The organism is Hyphomonas sp., from assembly GCF_017792385.1.
Classification (GTDB): Bacteria; Pseudomonadota; Alphaproteobacteria; order Caulobacterales; family Hyphomonadaceae; genus Hyphomonas.
This window is the reverse complement of the sequence record NZ_CP051230.1, coordinates 538,570-554,124: the sequence shown is the minus strand read 5'-3', so window position 1 is coordinate 554,124 and position 15,555 is coordinate 538,570. Positions and strand designations below refer to the sequence as shown.

Annotated in this window: 12 protein-coding genes; 10 read left to right on the top strand and 2 right to left on the bottom strand. The window is 62.5% G+C overall.

Annotated features, from left to right (window positions below; genetic code table 11):
- The first annotated feature begins 33 nt into the window (after positions 1–33).
- The 3 genes from HF955_RS02695 to HF955_RS02685 are packed head-to-tail and all read left to right on the top strand — an operon-like array spanning position 34 to position 3,342.
- The gene (locus HF955_RS02695) at positions 34–765 is read left to right on the top strand and encodes a SapC family protein (protein WP_027837174.1); all 732 of its coding nucleotides are present in this window, start codon (positions 34–36) and stop codon (positions 763–765) included.
- Between the two features lie 18 nt (positions 766–783).
- The gene (locus HF955_RS02690) at positions 784–1,821 is read left to right on the top strand and encodes a cupin-like domain-containing protein (RefSeq protein ID WP_291077650.1); all 1,038 of its coding nucleotides are present in this window, start codon (positions 784–786) and stop codon (positions 1,819–1,821) included.
- 27 nt (positions 1,822–1,848) lie between these two features.
- Complete coding sequence (locus tag HF955_RS02685) at positions 1,849–3,342, top strand: tryptophan halogenase family protein (protein ID WP_291077648.1); 1,494 nt, start codon at positions 1,849–1,851, stop codon at positions 3,340–3,342.
- Here the strand turns inward: HF955_RS02685 and HF955_RS02680 are convergent.
- Positions 3,339–4,658: an FAD-dependent oxidoreductase gene (locus HF955_RS02680; RefSeq protein WP_291077646.1), complete on the bottom strand. Its 1,320-nt coding sequence runs from the start codon at positions 4,656–4,658 to the stop codon at positions 3,339–3,341. The genes HF955_RS02685 and HF955_RS02680 overlap by 4 nt on opposite strands.
- 176 nt (positions 4,659–4,834) lie before the next feature.
- Here HF955_RS02680 and HF955_RS02675 point away from each other — a divergent pair, with 176 nt between their 5' ends.
- The gene (locus HF955_RS02675) at positions 4,835–6,550 is read left to right on the top strand and encodes a HAMP domain-containing sensor histidine kinase (protein WP_291077644.1); all 1,716 of its coding nucleotides are present in this window, start codon (positions 4,835–4,837) and stop codon (positions 6,548–6,550) included.
- Between the two features lie 139 nt (positions 6,551–6,689).
- Here HF955_RS02675 and HF955_RS02670 read toward each other — a convergent pair whose 3' ends face one another.
- A complete protein-coding gene (locus tag HF955_RS02670; protein ID WP_291077642.1) occupies positions 6,690–7,718 on the bottom strand; it encodes a glycosyltransferase in 1,029 nt (342 codons plus the stop codon).
- A 106-nt stretch (positions 7,719–7,824) separates the two neighbouring features.
- Between HF955_RS02670 and HF955_RS02665 the strand changes: the two genes are divergently transcribed.
- From HF955_RS02665 to rodA, 6 genes are all read left to right on the top strand, one after another.
- Positions 7,825–9,597: a hypothetical protein gene (locus tag HF955_RS02665; RefSeq protein ID WP_291077640.1), complete on the top strand. Its 1,773-nt coding sequence runs from the start codon at positions 7,825–7,827 to the stop codon at positions 9,595–9,597.
- 255 nt (positions 9,598–9,852) lie between these two features.
- Positions 9,853–10,893: a rod shape-determining protein gene (locus HF955_RS02660; RefSeq protein WP_027837180.1), complete on the top strand. Its 1,041-nt coding sequence runs from the start codon at positions 9,853–9,855 to the stop codon at positions 10,891–10,893.
- 42 nt (positions 10,894–10,935) lie between these two features.
- A complete protein-coding gene (gene mreC / locus HF955_RS02655; protein WP_291077638.1) occupies positions 10,936–11,805 on the top strand; it encodes a rod shape-determining protein MreC in 870 nt (289 codons plus the stop codon).
- Positions 11,806–11,807: 2 nt separating this feature from the next.
- Entirely contained in the window at positions 11,808–12,356 is a 549-nt protein-coding gene (locus HF955_RS02650) for a hypothetical protein (protein WP_291077636.1), read from the top strand.
- Positions 12,353–14,281: a penicillin-binding protein 2 gene (gene mrdA, locus HF955_RS02645; protein ID WP_291077635.1), complete on the top strand. Its 1,929-nt coding sequence runs from the start codon at positions 12,353–12,355 to the stop codon at positions 14,279–14,281. Before HF955_RS02650 ends, mrdA begins: the two co-directional genes overlap by 4 nt.
- Positions 14,278–15,486, top strand: coding sequence for a rod shape-determining protein RodA (gene rodA / locus HF955_RS02640; protein ID WP_291077633.1), 1,209 nt, complete (start codon positions 14,278–14,280; stop codon positions 15,484–15,486). Before mrdA ends, rodA begins: the two co-directional genes overlap by 4 nt.
- Positions 15,487–15,555: the final 69 nt, after the last annotated feature.

Sequence of the window (15,555 nt, the reverse complement as noted above, 5' to 3'; positions counted from 1 at the left end):
CCGCCATACGCGCCAGCCATCAAAGGGCGGATCATGGCCAATACGGCACTACTCAATAATATAGACCACGCAGACCTGAAGGTGATTGCGCGCCGGGGCGCCGAGTTCGGCGACAGCGTGAATCAGGTTGCGGTCTATCCCACCGAATTTTCCGAGCTGCAGCGCGACTATCCGGTCTTCTTCCGGAAGAATGAGGCCGGAGACTATTTCTGCGTCGTCCTGCTGGGGCTCGACAAGGCAGAGAATCTGTATCTCGACGGAGATCGCTGGATCGCACGCTACATCCCGGCAATGCTGCAGCGCGGCCCGTTCCTGATCGGGTTCCAGGACCAGTCCGTGGACGGGGAGACGCGCCGGGAGCCGGTCATTCACGTCAATCTGGACGATCCGCGCATCAGCAAGACAGAAGGCGAACCGCTTTTCCTGCCACAGGGCGGAAACGCGCCCTATCTGCAGCATGTCAGCCAGGCCTTGCGCGTCATCACGGTAGGCGCAGACATGATGAAGCCGATGTTCGATGCGTTTGATGCGGCGGGCCTGATTGAGCCGGTCTCTCTGGACATCAAGCTGGATGACCATACCGAATACAAGGTGCCTGACCTGTTCACCCTCAGCGAGGAGCGTCTCGCGGCCCTGCAGGGCCCGGCGCTGGAACAGCTGCATCGTGGCGGTTTCCTGCGCGCGGCCTATCTTGTGCTGGCATCGCTCGCCAATGTGAACCGCCTGATCATGATGAAGAACGCAAAGCGCGCGGGCGGCAACTAGGGATTCAGGGAGGACGCCGTGTCCGGACTGGACATTACGCGCAGGACAGTCGAACTCGAAGGCGTCGCGCCAGACGCCATCCCCTATGACCGTCTGATGCAGGAACAGACGCCCGTGATCCTGAAAGGTGTCGCGCGGGACTGGCCCCTTGTGCGCAAGGGGCAGGAATCGCCCGATGCCGCCATGCAGCACATTGAGTCCTTCTACAATGGACGCCCCATCGTCGAGTACAGGTGCGGGCCCGAAGCGGGCGGGCGATACTTCTATACCGATGCAGTCGACGGCTTCAATTTCGAACGTGGCCGGGTGCCGCTGCAGGAATTCTTCGCCCGCATCCGCGAAATGATGGCGCATCCGGACGGATCCTCCGCCTATGTCGGCTCAACGGATCTGGACGGCTTCTTTCCCGGACTGCGCGGAGCGAATGACCTGGCCCTGAACCATCCCATGTTCGAGGCGCACAGACCGCTCGTCAGCCTGTGGATGGGCAATCACACGATTGCGTCGGCGCATTACGACATGTCTCACAATCTAGCCTGCTGTATGGTGGGCAAGCGCACCTTCACCCTGTTTCCGCCGGAACAGGTGGCCAATCTCTATCCGGGCCCGCTGGAGCCGACGCCGGGCGGACAGGTGGTCAGCATGGTCGATTTCCGGGCTCCGGACCTCGATCGCTATCCGCGCTTTGCCGAGGCCATGGCGGCCGGACAGGTGGCCGAGCTGGAGCCGGGCGATGTGCTCTTTTACCCGGCCCTGTGGTGGCACAATGTCGAAGGGGTCGGGGCGTTCACGGCGATGATCAATTACTGGTGGAATACCTCCCCGGCCTTCATGGACACGCCCCAGAACACGCTGCTGCATGCCATGCTCAGCCTGCGGGACCGCCCCGCACCGGAGAAGCAGGCCTGGAAGGCGCTGTTCGATTATTACATCTTCGGCCCAGCGGACGCGCCGGCGGCCCATTTGCCGGAAGGGGCGCAGGGCAATCTGGCCCCGCTGGATGCGGCCAGCGCCCGACGGTTGCGGGCGATGCTGCTCAACCGACTCAATCGCTGATACGGACAACACAGACCGGGGGTTCACTTGGAAACGCAGAAGATCAGGAAAGTTGTCATCGCCGGCGGCGGCACGGCCGGCTGGATCACCGCGGCCGCCCTGTCCCGGCTCCTCGGGCCACTGCTGGAGGTCACGCTGGTCGAATCCGATGATATCGGCACGGTTGGCGTGGGGGAGGCGACGATCCCGACACATCGTACCTTCCACCATCTGATGGGGATCGACGAGCGGGACTTCATGCGGGCCACCAAGGCGACGTTCAAGCTGGGCATTGCCTTCGAGAACTGGGGCGGCGTCGGTGATCGCTACATCCACTCCTTCGGACAGGTCGGCAAGCCGAGCTGGATGGGGGAATTCTACCATATCTGGATGCGGGCGCGTGAACGCGGCATCGGAGAGCATCTGGACGCCTATTGCCTCGAGCTTCAGGCGGCAGAGGCAGAACGTTTCTACACGTCCGAAAAGTCCGGTCTCAACTTCGCCTATCATCTCGATGCCAGCCTGTATGCGCGCTTCCTTCGCAGCTTCAGCGAGAAGAAGGGTGTCAAGCGCGTGGAAGGTCTCATCGAACAGGTGGAGCAGGATGGCGAGACCGGATTCCTGACAGCCCTGAAGCTGAAATCAGGCGAGCGGATTGAGGGGGATTTCTTCATCGACTGCACGGGCTTTCGCGGCCTGCTCATCGAGCAGACCCTGAAAACGGGATATGAAGACTGGACAAACTGGCTGCCGACGGACAGCGCTCTGGCGGTCCAGACTAAGTCCGTGGGCCCGGCCATTCCCTATACACGGGCCATCGCCCATCATGCCGGCTGGCAATGGCGCATTCCGCTTCAGCACCGGGTCGGCAACGGCCTGGTCTTCTGCAGTGAGAACATGACACCGGACGAGGCACACGCCTATCTGATGAGTCATGTGGAAGGTGAGGCCCTGACCGAGCCGCGCCTGATCCGCTACAAGACGGGTCGCCGGAAGAAGGTGTGGAACAGGAATTGTGTGGCGCTTGGCCTGTCCAGCGGTTTTGTCGAGCCACTCGAATCCACCAGCATCCATCTCATACAGGTCGGGGCGACGCGGCTCGTCCAGCAATTCCCCTTCGCTGGCGTGACAGAAGCTCAGGCCAATCACTACAATGCACAGGCCGACCGCGAACTGGAAAAGATCCGCGATTTCATCGTGCTCCACTACAAATTGACCGAGCGCGATGATTCCGATTTCTGGCGCGCGCGGCGTGACATGGAGATTCCGGAATCCCTGGCCCAGAGGATCGCGCTGTTCCGCGATGGCGGCCTGGTCTATCAGGCATCGGACGACCTGTTCCGGGTGGATTCCTGGCTGCAGGTCATGATGGGACAGCGCCTGGCGCCGGCCCGCTATCACCATATGGGCCATCTGATGACGGATGAACAATTGAAAACCGCGCTCGGGGGATTGCAGGCGGGCATCGCCCGGGCCGTCTCGCAAATGCCGTCCCATCAGGAGTTCATAGACCGGTACTGCGCCGCGCCGGAAACGGTCTAGGCGGTTTCAGCCGTCCGGACTGGGTGGGTGCTCGTGGCCTGTGCAGGCTGCAGAGACAGTTCGTGCAGCATGTGGCTCACCATGCCCTGCGACTGCTCCACGATGCTGCAGACCAGTTCATGCGAAAAGCTCGATCCGCTGAACCAGGTGCGCTTTTGGCCCTGAACCCGGCGCAGGGCCCCGAACAGGCCATTGCGCACGGCGTCGGCAGTGTATTGCGGAAAATACTGCCAGACTTTCTGCTGGATGACGCTTTCGATCGTGAAGCCGTGCTTTTCGGCGTCCGCCATCAGGATCTCGCGCAATTCTGCCGGGGTCAGCCCGGTCGAGAACTGGCCGGTCACGTAGAGCCGTCCCCCCAGTTCCTCGCTTTCGCCTTCGCGGCGCCCGCCGAGAATGGCGCCCTTGCGGCTGCTGTCCATGCTGGCCTCGGAATAGCCGATGATCATGTGGCCGTCGAACCAGTCGGGTGAGGTCAGCAGTGTGGTCGTGTAGTTCTGCCATTCGATACCATTGCGAATGAACATCTCGTCGCGCGTGGCTGCGCAGAACTGCACGAAATTCTGCATCGGCACGGTGGACACGACCGCATCGAATGCCTCGCTCTTGCCTGCGGCGGTCACGACCGGCTTCGGGCCGGACCGGTCCAGGTGCGTCACCGGGCTGTCCAGGCGCACATCCTTGTCCTGCGCGAACCGGCTCCAGAATTCGCTCCATCCCTGATCCGGCATGTGCATGTCGTTCAGCACGCCGGACAAGAGGTAGTTCAGGTCGCACCACTGGACGGTCTGGCCGATGGTGGCCTCATCGGTAAACCCATAGCCTTGCGTGGTCTGAATGCGGTGCGAGGCGAGGTCGATTTTCGGCAGGTTCAGGCGTTTCACCCATTCCGCCGTGGTCATGGCGGCTTCCTCGCACACGGCGGGGTCGTCCGGCCGGTTGCGAATGTCCCGGCGCAGGCGTCCGGCGGCGCGAATGAATTTCAGGGCCTGCCAGGCCAGGGGAGGGCCATCGCCCTGTTTCACATAATCGACCACCTTCACGCCGTCATAGCGCGCTTCCCCCAGTCGGGTCAGCGTGATGCCGCGTTCCTTCATCCAGCGTTTCACCAGCTTGTGGGAGCGTGTCGTGTAGCAGGTGCCCATTTCATTCATGGCATCGCCGCGCACGACCGAGAAGGATTTGCCGCCCAAGCGGCTGTCAGCCTCGAACACGGTGGCCTTGTGGCCAGCCTGCTGGATGAAGTGTGCGGTGCTCAGTCCACCTGGACCGGCACCGATGACGGCTATCCTGAAGGGCGCAGCGGAATGTGGCACGGGCGCGATCGTCTCCTCTACCGGAACGCAAGCTACAGAACCGGAGACCGGAAAGGCAACCGCCCCCTAACATCTATTTTTGGTTAACACACGCGTTAACGACAGGTTTCCACAGTCTCTCAATCCGGTCACGACCGTAGAGCGGAATATTCACTTGCCCTGTGTATAGCGGTGTCATGGCAAAGCAGGAAAAATCATTTCTGTCCTATGTGACCGGGAACGCGCTTCCCCGGGAGACGGCGGTCGACCGCCTGATCCTGTTGCAGCAGCATATGGATTTTTCCCGCCACAAGCTGGTCATGGCCCTTATCATGCTGGTCAACACGATCGGCGCCAGCTTCCTGGTGCACCGCTGGGTGCCCAACACAAATATCGAAGTCTGGATCACCATCAATCTCGGCCTGGCCCTGCTGCTCGTGATCGACTACCTGCTGAAGCGCGGCCGTCCGGCCCCCAAACAGGTCAGCGGAAAATATCTCCGCCGGTCCGAATTCCTTGCCATCGCATTCGGCCTCGCCTGGGGATCCTTGCCATTCTTCGTCGGTCCAGACGAGAATGCCGCCATGATCATGGGTGGCCTCATGATCACGCCTATGTCTGCCGGCATGGCCAGCATGCTGACCCGTGTGCCGCGCATCGTCCTGCGCTACGCCATCGCCGCCTTCGTCGCAGGCGCCGCCTACAGCGCCTTCTACCAGTCGGTTACGGGTGCGACGATCTGCGCGATGATGATCTTCTTCAAGTTTGCGCTCTATCTCGGCGCCCGGTCCAGTTACCTGGTCTACCGGTCCGATATCGACGCCACGATCAAGGCGGAGGAATCCAGGGACCTGCTGATCGGGGCGCTTGAAGCCAGCCATCAGGCTTTTGCCATCTTCAGCGAAGCCGGTGATGTCATCGTCGAGAACCAGCTCCACCAGAAAGTGTTCTCGTCGCGCGAAGACTCGCTGGAGCCGGTCGACAAGCCGATCCGGCGCGATGGCGTCTACTGGCAGAAATCGGTGGAGCATATCACCGGCGTCGGTACGGTGGTCGTCTATACGGATGTGACACGTATGGAAGAAGTGCGTTTCGAGATCGAGAATGCGCGGAATGAAGCAGAAGCGGCCAATGAGGCCAAGACGCGCTTCCTGGCCTCGATGAGCGCCGAGCTCAAGGTGCCGCTTGACGTCATCTCGGCCTGCGCCGGCGTGATTGGCTCATCGTCCAATATTCCGTGCAACGAGGAAGAAGTCAGCACCTATGCGGACAAGATCGGGGAGCAGGCCATGATCCTCTCCTCCACGCTTGACGGGATCATCAACTTCACCCGCATGGAACGTGACGATTATCTGGCGCAGTCCTCGGAAGTCTCGGTGTCGGAAGTCATCAACAATGTTGTCCGGAAGTTCACAGAGGGCGAGTATGCCCGTTTCGCAGATCGTCTGAAGGTCAGCGTCCCGCAGAATCTTTCGGCGGACATGGACGAGAACAGTTTCGAAATCATCGTCCGCAACATCATCAAGAATGCGCTCGAGGCCGGATCTTCTGCGCCGATCGTGGTCAAGGCCGGCATGGTGTCCGGTGTCGGACTGGTCGTGATGGTGCGGGACCGCGGACGCGGCATGACCCAGGATGTGCTCGAACGGGCCTTTGAACCCTTCTTCCATTCGCGTCCGGCGCACCAGAAATACGATCACTCCACCGGGGTCGGGCTTGGCCTCAGCGTGGCGCGCCGCCTGGCGGATGCCCAGGGGCTGCGCATCAAGCTACGCTCTGAACCCGGGCGGGGGACGACCGCTTTCATCACCGTGCCGGAAACGCTGGTTCGCCGGGCCGTGCCGCAGGACAAGACGGACGCAGTCGATGTGGCCGTGAATGATCTGCCGGAACTCCAGAAGAAGACTGGCTAGATCCTGTCGGCCCAAGCCGTCACTTGTGGGTGGCCGCGAGCACTATTCCGTAAAAAGACAAGTATACGGTGTGCCACAATCCGTTGGGTGACGCATGGTGAATGGAATGTTGCCGATCTGCCCCGGGAAGGTGACAGGCTCAGCCGCCCGTTTTTCGCATGGTGGGTGCCAGTAGCGGGTCAGTCTCGCTGCGGTCTGCCGCCGTGCCTGCCGTGTTGAAGTATTTCTCCCCACGGGCCGGGGCGATTGACAGATAGTGGATCCGCTTCTGCTCGATACGCGCGCGCGACAGCGAGTCCAGAATGATGCCGGCAGTGAACGTCATCATCGCGCCCAGCAGCAGCGTCATGGACAGCATCCATGTCGGCATGCGGGTCACGAGACCGGTTTCAAAATACTCAAACAGTACCGGGGCACTGGAAAGGGCGGCCAGTCCGAACAGGCCGGCAGAGACCGCGCTGAAGAACACGAACGGCTTGGTCTCCTTCATCAGCATGCCCATCATGCGAAGGATGCGAAACCCGTCACGAAACGTGGACAGCTTGCTTTCGGATCCCTCCACGCGGCGACCGTAGTCGAATTCGATCTCGGACACCGGCAGGCGCAGCGTCGAGGCGTGAACAGACATTTCCGTTTCGATCTCGAATCCCGGGGAAGATGCCGGGAAGCTTTTCGCAAACCGGCGGGTGAACGCGCGATAGCCGGAGAAGATGTCCGTGAAATCGCTGCCGAACAGGGTGCGATAGATGATGTTGAACAGGCGATTGCCGAAGGCATGGCCATTGCGTCCGGCATCTTCCGTCACATTGCGGCGGGTTCCCACCACCATGTCGGCCCGGTCTGCCAGCAGCGTATCGATCATGCGCGGGGCCGCGGTCGGGTCATAGGTGCCATCGCCGTCGGCCATGACGTAGATGTCGGCCTCGATGTCGGCGAACATCTGGCGCACGACATTGCCCTTTCCCTGGCGGCGCGAGGGCACAACCGTCGCACCGGCGAACGCGGCCTGCGCCGACGTGTCATCGCTCGAATTGTTGTCATAGACGTAGATGCGGGCCGAAGGCAGGGCCTTTCGGAACCCGATGACCACCGAGGCGATGGATTTGCCCTCATTGTAACAGGGCAGGAGGACGGCGATGTTCAGGCGCGGAAAATCTGCGTGCGTCATGGTTACCGAATGCCTCCCGTTTTAGGGTTTCCTATACCGGCACTGGTTAAGGTTGCCTTTCGGGATCGCCGCTTGCGCGGACAGACTGGCGGGAGAGGGGTTCTTGATGCGACAGATGGATATCCGGACGGTCCTGCTTTTCCTGGCTGTACCGGTCTGGCTCGTGATCAGCAGTGCGGTGCAAGGCGATCTGGGCAAGATCGGACCGGATGGCGATGATGTGATGCGTCTGGTGCAGATCAAGGATCTGCTGGCCGGTCAGGCCTGGTTCGACATGCATCAATACCGCATGGGTCCCGATGGCGGAACGCCGATGCACTGGTCCCGCCTTGCCGATCTGCCGGTACTCGCTCTGTACGCCCTGTTCAGCCTGTTCATGTCTGCCGATTCCGCACTGGTCTGGGCCTATTCGGCCTGGCCGCCCCTCAGCGTGCTGGTCGTGGTGGCAGGCCTGTATGTCGGCGCGCGTCATCTTGACGGGAAGGGCGGCGGGCTCGCCTGTCTCGTGCTCAGCGTGTTCGTATTCTCCACACACTATCGTTTCGCACCGGGCGCGCTGGATCATCATGGCCTGCAGCTGGGCCTCCTGGCCCTTGCCATCGGACTCGCGCTGGATCCGCAAAGACGCGCCGCCCGGCTTGCAGGTTCGGGCCTTGCTCTGGCGGCATCAGTGGCCATTGGCGGTGAAGTCTATGTGTTTGTTGCCGCGATGTGCGGATTCGTGGCGCTGGACTGGCTCATTGCCGGCACTGCAGCCCGGCGCGGGGCAATCGGGTTCGGGGCGGGCCTGGCGGCCGGACTGGAACTGGCCTTCTTCGCCACCATTCCACCCGGCCAGTATGAAATGGTGGCGTGCGATGCCCTGTCGTCGGTCAGCTTGCTGGCCGGGCTTGCCGGAGGGCTCGGGCTGGTTGCGGCGGCTCTCGCCGCATCGCGCCGACCCTGGCCGCTGCGGCTCGGTGCGCTTGTAGGTGTGGGCGCGATATGTGTTGCGACCCTCCTTCTTGCGGGCCCGCAATGCCTGTCCAATCCGCTGGACGACTTGTCCCCGGAAGTGAAGACGCTCTGGCTCGACCGTGTGGACGAGGCGCGGTCCGTCTTCAGCGGCCGGGATGATCTGATTGCACGGCTCGGCTTCTGTCTCGGTATCACCTTGCTCGCGCTCGGGGTCAGCCTCTGGAGCCTCCACCGCCGGCGCCAGGTGCGGGCGCACCTGCTTTTCATCCTGCTTCTGGTCGCCGCTCTGGGCATGAGTGTGTACCAGGTGCGGTTCTACGTGTTCGGGCATCTGTTCGCGGTCATTCCGCTCGGCCTCTGGATTGCGGACGTCTACCGCTCCGGAAAGGCCCGCAATCCATCCAGTGTCACCTATATCGGGGCACTGGCGCTCAGCCTGCCATTCCTGTGGGCGCTCCCGGGTGTTTTCATCGCGCCGGAAGTTCAGACCAATCGCGCGGGCGACAAGGCCGATTGCCTGCAGGATGATTCGTTCACCACGTTGAACGCCTTGCCACCGGGCCGCGTTCTGGCGTCTGCCGATTTCGGCCCGATCCTGTTGAACAAGACCCGGCACAGCGTCTTGCAGGGCAATTATCACCGGAACCATGAAGGTATTTCACACGCAATCGATCTGCTCCTCTCCGGGGAAGGGAAGAGCCGGGAATTGCTGGCGGTGAACGGAATTGACTATGTGGTGACATGCCCTGCGGACGCGGAAACCGTGCTTTTGTCCGCGCATGATCCGGGAGGACTGGCAGCGCGCCTGAGGCAGGATGAGGTGCCGGACTATCTCGTTCCGGTGCCGATGCGGGGTGACATGGACCTCCCGTCGCGCATCTTTCGCGTCGTGCCGAAAGACTCGCCGGAAGGTGATTTTTAACATCCGGTGCCCATAGGTTAAGAATAACCGTACGGAGCGTTCCGGAAAAGGTTAAGCCGGCGGGGCGGGATTCCGGAAAAAACTATTGAAATCAGTGGGTATGCTTGTTGTGAACGAGGCGTACCGTATATCTGCGGCATGTGCCTTGCATTAAAGCCGCGTTAACGGCACATGGTGTATGGGGCTGTGTAAAGAATTGCACATGCGCGCCGGGCAGACCCTGTCCGGCCGCTCAAGAAAGAGCTCGGGTACGACATGATTGGTAGCCTCCTCGGCATGCTGTCCACGGACATGGCCATTGACCTCGGCACAGCGAACACGCTGGTCTATGTGAAGGGGCAGGGCGTCAAGCTCGATGAACCTTCCGTCGTCGCCTACATGACCCAGGGTGGCCGCAAGATCGTCTATGCGGTCGGCGAGCAGGCCAAGAACATGCTCGGCAAGACGCCGGTGAACATGGAAGCCATCCGCCCCATGCGCGATGGCGTGATCGCCGATTTCGAAGTCGCCGAGGAAATGATCAAGCATTTCATCCGGAAGGTTCATAACCGCCGGGCGTTCGTGTCTCCTCTCATCATCATCTGCGTGCCCAGTTCCGCAACCAGCGTTGAGCGCCGCGCCATCCACCAGTCGGCCCTGGCCGCCGGTGCCCGCGAAGTGCAGTTGATCGAGGAACCCATGGCCGCCGCCATCGGCGCCGGCCTGCCGATTGACGACCCGGCCGGGTCCATGGTGGTCGACATCGGCGGCGGCACGTCCGAAGTGGCTGTCCTGTCGCTGGGCGGCATTGTCTATTCGCGGTCCGTCCGCGTCGGCGGTGACAAGATGGACCAGGCCATCGTCAACTATCTGCGCCGCGAACAGAAAATCCTCATCGGCGAAATGTCGGCTGAACGGATCAAGAAGGAAATCGGCACCGCCCAGCCGCCGGAAAACGGCACCGGCATGGCACTGACCGTTCGGGGCCGCGGTACGCTGGATGGTGTGCCGAAAGAGACCGAAATCACCGAAGCGATGATCGCCGAAGCGCTGCGCGAGCCCGTGACGGACATCATCGACGCTGTTAAGATCGCTCTGGAAGCGATGCCCCCGGAACTCGCTGCGGACATCGTGGACCGCGGGATTGTGCTGACCGGCGGGGGCGCCTTGTTGCGCAATCTGGACACTGTCATCCGCGAACAGGCGCAGCTGCCCGTGATGATTGCAGACGATCCGCTCAAATGTGTCGTGAACGGGTGCGGCCATGTGCTTGAGAACTTCTCGAAGATGCGGACCGTGCTTTCACCCGAAGTCTGATGAGATGAACTGACAGGGGATCAACGCAAGGGAACCAGGCCAATGGCACGCCTCGGCCGATCAGGATCGAAAACTCGCAAACGCTCCCCCAAGCGTCTCGTCCTCAGTGTGTTCATTTTTGCGGCCCTCGCGCTCGTCCTCGCACAGTCTGCGCCACAAGTCCGCGCCTTCTTCAATCCCGTCCGCACCACGGTGGGTGACCGGCTGGGCGGCAATGAAGGCTTCAATGCCTGGGCCTGGGTGACCGGCCAGGCCAAGCGCGAACGTCGCATTCGTGAGCTTGAGGCGGAGGTACGCAACCTGTCGCGCTACAAGGCCGCGGCCATATCCATGGCAGAGCGGCTGGAGGCCTACGAAGAAATTCTGAATCTGATGGGCGAGCCGCCGGCACGGGGTGTCACGGCGCGGGTCACGGCCGAGAATGACGGCCCCTTTGCACAGACCATCCTGGCCAATGCCGGGCGGGCCCAGGGGGTCGAACCGGGCGCCGTGGCGCTGAATGAGGGCGGCCTCGTCGGCCGCGTCATCCAGCTCGGGGAATATTCCTCACGCATTCTGCTGATTACCGATTTCAACAGCCGCGTGCCGGTCATGGGAGAAGTCAGCGGCGTGCGCGCCATTCTCTATGGGGGGCGCGACGGCCTGGGTGGACTGACAGACCTGCCGGAGCGTGACGAGTTCGTCGAAGGCGAGCGTATCCTGACCTCGGCCGAGGGCGGGGCATTCCCGCGCGGCCTGGTGGTCGGAGAGGCGCGCAAGGTCGGCGGGGACTGGCGCGTGAAGTTCTCGATGGCAGACCGCGATGGCGGGTATGTGCAGATGATCCCGCCGCCCGAGATTCAAAAGCCGGTCGCCCTGGAACCTGAGTCAACAGCCCTGGATGCCAGCCCGGCGCAGGGGGCGCGTCAATAGCCATGTCCCGCTCGCCTGCCCGCAAGACGAAAAGCCTGTGGTCGCAGACCGGCCCGACGCCCCGCCTCCTGTTCGGGGCGTTCGCCATTGCGGCGATCGGTCTGCTCGGCCTGACCCCACGGGAGTTTTTCGGCCTGTCGGTCGCCTGGCCTTATGCGGCCCTGTGGGGTGCCGTCGGGTGGGGCAGGGTCGGACTGTCCCTGCGCCCGATGGCCTTTCTCATCGTCTTCGGACTGGTGCAGGATGTGACCTTCCACGCGCCGCTGGGCTGTTTCGTCATCCTGAACCTGCTCGCCTATGGGGCCAGCGCAGCGATTGCTGATATGTTCGATGTCATGAACGAGCCGCTGATTGCCATCCTTGCACCCATCCTCCTGTTTTCTGGAGCCTTCCTGCTGTTGTGGCTGATGGCCTCGACGCTAGAAGACCATGCGGTGCGGGCCATGCCATTGTTTGCCTCCCTGCTGACCACCGGCGCCGTCTATGCGGTGCTGCACCGCATGTTCGACCTTGGCCGCCGGCCCGGAGAAATGGCGGGGCAGGCCGGATGAGCAAGAAGAGCGCAGATCTCGAACACGCTTTCACCCGCCGGGCGGCGATTGCCGGGGCAGCGGGCGGACTCGTCTGGGCCGGACTGGTGGCCCGGCTGTTCCAGTTGCAGATCCTCGACAAGGAGCGCTACCAGGCGCAGGCCGAAGCCAACCATATCAAGCTCGAACTCGCGCCGCCGCAGCGCGGCCGCATCCTCGACCGCTTCGGCCGGCCGCTGGCCTCCCACCGCCGCGCAGGCCGTGTGTCGATCATTCCGGAACAGGCCGACAATCCGCAGAAGACCCTGGCGCAGATTGCTGCGCTGATCGAACTGCCGGAAGAGCGGCTGGAGCGGATCGCCCGGGAGATCGCCCTCAGCCGTCGCCGCAATGCCGGGTTTGTGCCGGTCACCGTGGCGCACGAACTGACTTATGAAGACTTCGCCCGCATGAATGTGCATGAGGCGGAAATGCCGGGCGTGAACGTGGAAATGGCGCTGACCCGCTCCTATCCGCGCGGTCGCGACTTTGCGCATGTTCTCGGTTATGTCGCCCGGGCCAGCCAGGACGATCTGGTTCGCCTGACCGATGGCATGACGGACAAGGAAACCGAAACGCTGCAGACCATGTTCCGGCATCCGGACATGCGCACCGGGCGGCAGGGCATGGAACGCTTCGCCGAGGAATGGCTGCGCGGAAAGCCCGGCTATCGCAAACTGGTGACCAATGCGCATGGCCGCGTGATCGAGGAAATCCCGGACGAGCGCCTCGCGCCGACACCCGGCCGCGACCTGTTCGTCACCATCGATTCCGACCTGCAGCGCGTTGCCATTGAGCGCTTCGAGGGCGAAAGCGGAGCAGCCGTGGTGCTGGACGTGGAAACCGGCGATGTGCTGGCCATGGTGTCGACCCCGGCGTTCGACCCGAATGATTTCGTCAACGGCATCTCGACGGCAGATTATGCCGAACTGCGCGATGACACCCGTTCGCCGCTCTATCCGCGCGCCCATGGCGGCGTGTACCCGCCGGGCTCCACCTTCAAGATGGTGGTGGCCACCGCCGCGCTGGAGGCAGGCGTCGTCAAGCCGACTGACCGGGTGCATTGCAATGGCTACTACCATTTCGGCAACCGGACCTGGCATTGCTGGAAGAAGGGCGGGCATGGCTCGGTGAATCTGCACACCGGCATCAAGGGATCCTGCGACGTCTATTTCTACGAGATTGCCCGCCGGACCGGCGTCGACAAGATCGCCGAAGTGGCCCGCAAGTTCGGCTTTGGCGAGGATTGGGTGCTCGGCATGACCGGTGGCCGGGGCGGTCTCGTTCCGGACCGTGAATGGAAGCAGCGCGTTCGCAAGGAAAACTGGTATGAGGGCGAAACCCTCAATTTCGGCATTGGCCAGGGCCAGCTCGGCACCACGCCCCTGCAGCTGGCGCTGATGACCGCGCGCATCGCCACGGAAGGCAAGCCGTTCAAGCCGCGCATGATCGGGATCGGGCCTCAATCGGAAGACGACCACGCGCTGGATGCGCCGCTGGACCCGGAAATCATGCAATTGATGAAGGCGGGCATGTATGGCGTGACGTCCGAGGGCGGCGGGACGGCCTACCGGTCCGGCGATCTTGGCCTGGGTGGTCCACGCCTTGCTGGCAAGACCGGCACCGCGCAGGTGCGCCGGATCACCCGGGAAGAGCGCCTGAAAGGCGTTCGCGGCGGCGAGGACATCGCCCGCGAACTGCGCGACCATGCGCTGTTTGTCGCCTATGCGCCGGCGGACAATCCGAAATACGCCATCTCGGTTGTCGTCGAACACGGGGAAGGGGGCTCGCGCACGGCGGCGCCGGTGGCGCGCGACATTCTCCACTTCGCAATGAAGACCGATAGCCGCCGCAAGCCGGCCTTCTCTCAGAGTGCCGCACTCGATGAGGACGGGACCCCGACATGAGCCGCGAGGGCTTTACCGGATTCTCGCGCGGCGAGGCGCGTACCCGCACGGCGACGTCGCTGAATTTCGACACGCAGGGGCCGCTGGACAAGCTGATGCGCCTGCCCTGGGGATTCATCCTGCTGATCGTGGCCATGGCCCTGACCGGGCTCGCCATGCTGTATTCTTCCGCCTACACAAATCCTTCCGAGGCCCATCTCTGGAAGCTCCAGCTGGTCCGGTTCATCGTGTGTTTCTTCATGATGATCGGTCTGGCCCTGTTGCCTCTGTCCTGGTGGATGCGACTGGCATTCCCGGCCTATGCGGGCACGATCGTGCTTCTGGTTCTGGTCGAATTGATGGGCGTCACCGGCGGCGGCGCGCAACGCTGGTTGCAGATCGGGCCAGTGGCCGTCCAGCCGTCCGAATTTGCCAAGCTGGCGGTGACCATGGCACTGGCTCGCTATTACCAGATGGTCCTGCAACCCCAGACCGGGCGCATCCTGGTGCATCTCGGCGCTCTGGCGATCACCCTGTTGCCCGCAGCGCTGATCTTCAAGCAGCCGGATTTCGGCACGACGCTGGCCCTGGTCGCGTCCGGCGGCGTGGTCATCTTCCTGGCCGGCCTGTCCGTGCGCGTGATCGCGACGGCCATCATTGGCGGCGTGGCATCGGTCTGGCCAGTGTACCAATTCGTGCTCGCTCCGTACCAGAGAGAGCGGGTCGATACCTTCCTGGCCCAGCTGTTCGGCGGGTCCACAAACGCGCTGGGCGAGAGCTACCAGATCGAACAGGGCAAGATCGCCATCGGCGCCGGCGGCTTCAACGGGCGCGGCTGGCTGCAGGGCATCCAGTCCCAGCAGGATTATGTGCCCGAACAACATACCGACTTCATCCTCACCGTGATCGCCGAGGAGTTCGGCTTCCTCGGCTCGACGGCGCTGCTTGTCTGCTTTGCCGTCATTCTCGGCTGGTCGCTCTACAGCGCGGCGCGTTCGGTCAGCTGGTTCGGCCGGCTCGCCTCTGCCGGGGCAGTGGCGACGGTCGCCTTCTACATTGTGTTCAATGTGGGCATGGTGCTCGGCCTGTTGCCGGTTGTCGGAATGCCCTTGCCATTGATCTCTTATGGCGGCACAGCCATGCTGACGACGATGGCGTGTTTCGGCCTGATCATTGCGGCGCACATGCACCGTGATGAGAAACTGACCGCCCGAGGGCTGTTTTAGCCCCAAACCATAACAATTGTTGATTTTTGTTTTGCCGTCGATAGGTTCGCGCAAAACTTTTACCCGGGG